The organism is Vibrio sp. Vb0598, from assembly GCF_033338935.1.
Classification (GTDB): Bacteria; Pseudomonadota; Gammaproteobacteria; order Enterobacterales; family Vibrionaceae; genus Vibrio; species Vibrio alginolyticus.
In genome coordinates, this window is the sequence record NZ_JAWOTP010000180.1 from 1 (window position 1) to 1,235 (window position 1,235).

At 52.1% G+C, this 1,235-nt stretch carries 2 protein-coding genes; one reads left to right on the plus strand and one right to left on the minus strand.

Annotated features, from left to right (window positions below):
- On the plus strand, positions 1 to 727 hold a 727-nt coding region (locus R7Q38_RS23900), incomplete at its 5' end, for an AsmA family protein (RefSeq protein WP_318114536.1).
- Here the strand turns inward: R7Q38_RS23900 and R7Q38_RS23905 are convergent.
- Positions 713 to 1,235 (minus strand): thioesterase domain-containing protein (locus R7Q38_RS23905; protein ID WP_318114537.1); only part of this gene is annotated, 523 nt, incomplete at its 5' end. The two genes, R7Q38_RS23900 and R7Q38_RS23905, sit on opposite strands and share 15 nt — an antisense overlap.

Here is a 1,235-nt window from a genome sequence, read left to right on the forward strand (position 1 = left end):
ACAAAGTGAGCAAGGGTTGTGGCAACTCTCTCGTCTGTTTGCCCCGCTAGAACAAGGCTACATTGAAGGCTTTGGTCAACTTGATCTAAGTACGTCAAGCCAACCTTGGGCGCTTAATCTGAGTGCGGATGGCATTCCACTCAAACTGCTCCACCCATACCTGCCAGATGCATTCGCGGTAGATGGATTTTCTGACCTCAATCTCGACCTGCAAGGTCTATCTGGTGACAACAACATGTTGGCGTACAGCTTAACGGGGCAAGTGGAAGCAAACCTACGAGAAACGACACTACGCTCACAAGCCGATAAGTCGCTTAAGAGCATCACGTTTTCCCCTATTCGAGTGCACGCGCAACGGGGCGCAGTATCGCTCAAGCCTGTAACCATCTCCGGCAATGTCATATCCGGTCAGATTCGCGGCGAGTTTGACATGGCCAACAACCCACTCAGCGGTTTGACATTCCAGCTCAAGGATCACTGCGGCATAATCATAGGCGATCTGCTCGATGGTGAAATATCACGTAATGACTGCGACTCACCACAACAGCCAGACCACTTAACGCCGAACGTACCAACGAACGATGCTCAGCCGGAGGAATCGAGCTTTCATGGCATTGCAGAGGCGAATCTAGAGCAACCGGAAGAAGAGCTGGTTGAGGAGATAACAGAAGAGTTAGAGCCGGCTACGAACGAGGTCGTAGCCGAAGAAGAACTAGCAACTGAGTAGCTGCGAATAGTTGGGCAACAGCATGTACGTGCCAACGAAATCAACCGCAGGCGTATCGCCGCTGTAAATCACCACATGGATGACAATGCGCGCCTTGCGCCCTGACGCCAAGCGATCCAAATCACCACTGATACCATCAAGCGAGGTACTCGCCACCGGATTTTGCTCCACCGGATGACGATAACGAATCGAGCTGTCTGCCAGAACAATATCGCCATGCAAACCGCGCTCTTTGAGCAGTAACCACGTCATTCCCCATCCCGTCAGCGTTGCCAACGTAAATGCCGAACCAGCAAACATCGTATTGTGCGGGTTCAAATTCGGATTGAGCTGGGCACTGCATTCGAACTGATAACCGGTGTATTGGTTGATTTTGATGCCCATTTTGTCCGCAATTGGGATCTGCGCTTCCCAGCGCTGCTGCAATTCCGTGCACCATTCTGGGCGACGTAACACATTCGCCATCGGATCAAGCGGCTTCACCATTTGTTGGTGACGAACCGGACCG